The organism is Thermogutta sp., from assembly GCF_014359955.1.
In the GTDB taxonomy this organism is placed as follows: domain Bacteria; phylum Planctomycetota; class Planctomycetia; order Pirellulales; family Thermoguttaceae; genus Thermogutta.
On record NZ_JACIYL010000304.1, the window covers coordinates 1 to 4,814 of the forward strand.

Sequence of the window (4,814 nt, forward strand, 5' to 3'; positions counted from 1 at the left end):
TACGCGAACGGGAAGAAGCCGGTGTCGCTGCCGGGATGATCGTAGAAAACATCGCCCATGTAGGCGATGTAATCCTCTTCGCCGGAGCCGCCATAGTCCCGGCCATAGTAGCGGTAGTCATAAAAGCCGGGATACGTGACCGTTTGGTCGTACGAGGGATTCCAACTGCCGCTCCAACTGCTGCTGGACGAATAGCCGTCCCCCTTTCCCTCCGACACGGTGTGCGTCGACCAGGCGTTTTCGGAGCCGTTCTCGATGCCGGTAACGTGGTTAGCGGCCGAACTTGTCACGGTCCCATCCCCCTGGCCCTGCCAAGTCTTCGTCCACTGGTAAGTGTAGTCGTCGTAGATGGCGTTCTGGTAGCTCCCGCCGCTGGCCCAGGTCTCCGGCCCACTCCACCAGTAATCCGCCCACTCGGAGTGGTAGAACGAGTCCGCCTGCCCACTGGCCGAGGCCGAGCGGGCAGCCAAACTAGCGGCATGCGCTCACAATCGGACTCTCAGGCACGCAAAGTGCAAACGACGGATCATCGCTGGCTCGGCGTCTCCCTACCTAGCCGCTGTCTTCTGGCTGTTTGTCTAACTCCTCAAGCCATCGCTGCTCCTCACGTGCCTTCTCGATGGCATCGACACGCTTCTAGAAAAGGTCGACTTGATCCGCCTCATGTTCGACCATTGCGTTATAGCTATCAATGTCTTTTACTATGAACTCCGGTCCAAGCAAAAAGCGCTTAGCTCTCCCCTCCTCTTCCAAAACGTTGCAGCACCAGTCCGGCGCACAACTGCGGTCAACAATCTCGAAAAGGATGTGCGGAAGCCAGGACGGAGATAGCAAGTCGTCAATAATTTGAAAAAGAACCATCGGGGGATCTCGAAGCCGTACCGAAATCGCATGGACTTCGTACTCTTTACCGGCCGTTATGAACCGCTGCCTGCAATACGGCTCGATCTCCGGCGGGATTTGTACTTCATCAGGCAATTTCGCTCGCACACGCATCGCTTCCCACTCCTACCTTGGCCTTGGCCCCCGCAAAATGATTTTCGCGTCGTCCACCGCCCCAGTGACGGTGTTATACAGATAGTGTACTTCGATGGGCTCACCGCCTGGATAGATCATCTGTTGCATCTGAGCCCGTTGCGTTGTTCCCATCTCGCGTGAGTTATTCAAGTTAGGCAGGGTTTGAAAAACGTCTTCCCCGCGGGAGGTGCGGAAAACAGGGTGTCTTTTCCACTTTTTGAGCAATTTTTCTCGATTTTTCGACCAGACCGCCGAACAAGCGGGGATTTGTTGCGTAGTAAGAGAAAGCGTTCAGAAGTGTTGGCTTGATCCAAAGCCCCTTCGATTGTGCTGAACAAGAAACTTCCCTGCAAAAGCCTCCAAAGCGTTGGTTCTGTTCGGGGTCCTCGAGCACAGGAAGATTGTCATGCAGATTTACACAAGCCGACCTCTTTTCCCCTGGGATGCCCTGGAAGATAGCCCCAGTATTCGCACCGTGCAGGAGTTTCTGACAGCCATTCCGGACGAGAAGTTGCTGGCCGCTTTGAATCGAGCACGGGGAAAGGGGCGAAACGACTATCCGGTGCATGTCCTGTGGAGGACGCTGGCGGTGAAGATTTTCCTGCGGCATCCGACGATGGAGTCGTGCCTGGCGGAGCTGAGGCGGAACGCCGATCTGCGTCGGGTGATCGGAATTGAGTCAGAGGACAAGGTTCCCAACTCCTGGAACATGTCGCGGTTTATGGATACGTTGGGCGAGGAGCCGTTTCGCGGTTACGTGGTGGAGATCTACAACACGATGATCCAGAGATTGGGCGAGGAGGTGCCGGATTTGGGAGAAAACCTGGCGGGAGATGCCACGGGACTGAAGGCAAGGCGGAAGGAGGGGGAGGCCGCCGAGGAAGAGAAGGCGGAAGGTCTTCCGCAACCGAAGGGTGGGCGGAAGGAGTACACGGACAAGGAGGGAAAGGTGACGCGGGTGGTGGAGTGGTTTGGGTTCAAGCTGCACCTGTTGGTGGATGTGAAACACGAGGTGGTTTTGGCCTATGCGATCACGGAGAGCACGGCCAGCGATGCCGAGACATTGCCGGTGGTTTTGGAGCAGGCGAAACGGAATCTGCCGCAGGGTCGGATCAAGACCCTGGCCTACGACAAAGCCGCCGACACCAACCAGGTGCATGAGCTCTTATCGCGGGAGGGGATCAAGGCAGTCATTGAGAACCGCTCATTGTGGAAGGAGGAGACGGAGCGGATGTTGCCCGGCCACGATGGGACCTCGAACATTGTCTATGACGAGGCGGGGACGGTGTACTGTTACGATCGGGTCAGCAAACCGATGGTGCGGCATCGGATGGCGTACATTGGTTATGAGCCGTCGCGGGAGACGATCAAGTATCGGTGTCCGGCGAAGCATGAGGGGTGGGAGTGTCCGATGAGTGAGATTTGTAATGCGGGCAAAAAGTATGGCAAGACGGTGCGTGTGCCGCGGGAGATTGACTTGCGGCGGTTTCCAGCGATCCCGCGGGCGACGAGGAAGTTTGAGCGGTTGTACCGGGGGCGGACGGCGGTGGAACGGGTGAATGCCCGACTGAAGGTGTTTTGGGGAGTGGATGACGGGAACATTGCTGGGGCCCGGCGGTTTGTGGCGGAGGTGGGGGCGGTGATGGTGGTGCATGCGACGGTTGCGACGCTGTTGGCGATGGCTCCGCGTCGGGAGGGGACGTTGGGGAAGATGCGACTCAGTCCGATCGCCAGGGCCTTGCGGGAAAAGGTTTTCGGCCAATCCGCGGGGATCAAACATCCTGAGACGAGTGCTACCGCTGGGAAGGAACCTTCTTCTACCTCTGGGAAAGAACCTTCAGAAAAACCTGTCGCGGTGGTCACCTAGGGCTTTTACCCCAGACAGGTGAACTTATCTGAAATCTTGCCCGTGTGGAGCCCGTCTCGCAGGATGACACTCTGCGCGGAGTGCGCATCACAAGCCAACAAAACACTGATCCGAGGCGTTTTTTGCCTTCAAAGACCACCCTTCAGCCATTGAGACACACTCGTTTCCGCCTTCCCGCCTCAAGCAATCGCTCGATCTCTCTTCTGTGACTCTTCCTGATTTATCCAATTTCAATCTCCTAACTCACCTCCTCGCCAAAAGCGTTTACAACGCAAAGAAAACCGCGTAATTGCCGGGTTTCACGTAAAATCGACCTGTTCCCCGCAGAAAAAGTAGTGCAACCATGAGTGCAACCAAGCCGATGGTGCTTTGCAAGGTCTTGGTCTAACGTCACTTAAGTAAGTGGGCAGCGGAGCCATAATCCGCTGGTCGGGGGTTCGAATCCCTCCGGGCCTAATACCACAGAGGATCAGAAAACCCCGTGATTTCCCGCGTAACTGATGGATTTCACGGGGTTTTTGATTGCGCCACAATGTCCTGGCAGAAAAACCTTGCATGTCAGTTAGGAGTGGAAAAGTCGGAGAATAATCCGGCCACAGAGGGCGTCTTCTTTAATAATCATTCTTTAATAATCATTCTTTGTAGTCAATATTAGTCGGTCATTGTTGGTCAATAATAGTCGGTCTGCATTCACCGGTAGACCCTTCGATAGTGACACCCAACTTCAAAACAACCTCAACCGCTGGTATGATGCTTCGGTCGGCTGCTGGCTGAGCGAGGATCCGATCGGATTTCACGGCCGTGATGGGAATTTGTATCGGTATGTGCGAAATGACGTGCCAACCAGCCTCGATCCGCGCGGACTCGAAGCCAATCCTTTACGTACGCTTTGGCAGGTCATTGAGATCGCGTACAATGTGCTTTCAATGGCAGACAGAGTGATCAAGGAGCCTTTAGGAATTTATGGTCCAGGTGCTGGCCCGGCCCCAATTAAAGGCTTAAGGTTCGAGGTGCAGGAACCAAATGTTGCTGCCCAAAAGGTTGCACAAACAGAGTTCCCTGTGAGCCTGGGCGCGTTTCGAATCGTCTCTGCCACCCACGCGGTACCTCTGTTTGTAATCCAGGTAGCAATGACTCAATCCTTTTTGGGTATTGATTGGGTTGTGCCCGATTCTGTTCTCTTGAGGTATGCGAACGCCGAACATCCTTTGACGCTCGAACAGATAAGGCAGAGAAACTCTTACGAGTTGCCCGACATCAGAATTGAACTGGTATGTCAGTTGGATAGGTCGCTGAAAGTGTCGATCAACGATCAAAGCACGGTGATCCGAACCAGAACAGGTCGGTATCAGATAACCATTTACACTGCTTTATTTCTAATTCCCATTTACATGCCGTCTGAATATCCCGGACTTGCCGTCGGGCCGATCCTTTCGGAGAGCCGTCTCCTTAAGTACGTGCTAGCTTTTCCATCGCCGCGGCAAAAACCCATATGTTGTTATCGATGAAACCAATTGTTAACCTGGTGTAACGTATTGTGAGGTGCTCAATGAATGTCAGTGGGCCAACGGTGAATAACGGCGGCAACCCTCACCGCCGAATTCGGCAAGTTTTTCGGACAATCACGTTGATACTCGCATTGGCTATCGGCTACAAAGCGATTGTCTCTCCTTTTATCGGGACTTACGTTCTTAAGAAAGCCTCCTTAATTGATATTTTGTATCTTAAAGGCACGCTAAAACAGTACGGATTTCTCGTCAGGCCTCTATTCGCTAAGGTGGTTGACGATTCCCGTGTCTTTGTCGCGGAATACGTGATCATAAGTACGAATCAGGGGGTTGCACATGCAGCAATTTGTGTGAATTCCATGGAGTCGGAGAAGCTAGATTAGTTAAAATGGACGACTCGGCCAATCTTGGGAGGAATAGCC

4 protein-coding genes are annotated in these 4,814 nt (G+C 54.0%); 2 read left to right on the plus strand and 2 right to left on the minus strand.

Going from position 1 to position 4,814, the window contains the following annotated elements; translation table 11 throughout:
• Nucleotides 1-470: hypothetical protein (locus H5U08_RS10325; protein ID WP_297032729.1), on the minus strand; the 470-nt coding region annotated here is incomplete at its 3' end.
• Nucleotides 471-636: 166 nt separating this feature from the next.
• Nucleotides 637-996, minus strand: a complete 360-nt coding sequence (locus H5U08_RS10330) for a hypothetical protein (protein WP_297032730.1) — start codon at nt 994-996, stop codon at nt 637-639.
• A 427-nt stretch (nt 997-1,423) separates the two neighbouring features.
• Here H5U08_RS10330 and H5U08_RS10335 point away from each other — a divergent pair, with 427 nt between their 5' ends.
• Both H5U08_RS10335 and H5U08_RS10340 read left to right on the plus strand, forming a co-directional pair.
• The gene (locus H5U08_RS10335; RefSeq protein ID WP_297032732.1) at nt 1,424-2,884 is read left to right on the plus strand and encodes a transposase; all 1,461 of its coding nucleotides are present in this window, start codon (nt 1,424-1,426) and stop codon (nt 2,882-2,884) included.
• 665 nt (nt 2,885-3,549) lie between these two features.
• Nucleotides 3,550-4,392 carry an RHS repeat-associated core domain-containing protein gene (locus tag H5U08_RS10340; RefSeq protein ID WP_297032734.1) on the plus strand — a complete coding sequence of 281 codons (843 nt, stop codon included), beginning with the start codon at nt 3,550-3,552 and terminating at the stop codon, nt 4,390-4,392.
• The last annotated feature ends 422 nt before the right edge of the window (nt 4,393-4,814 follow it).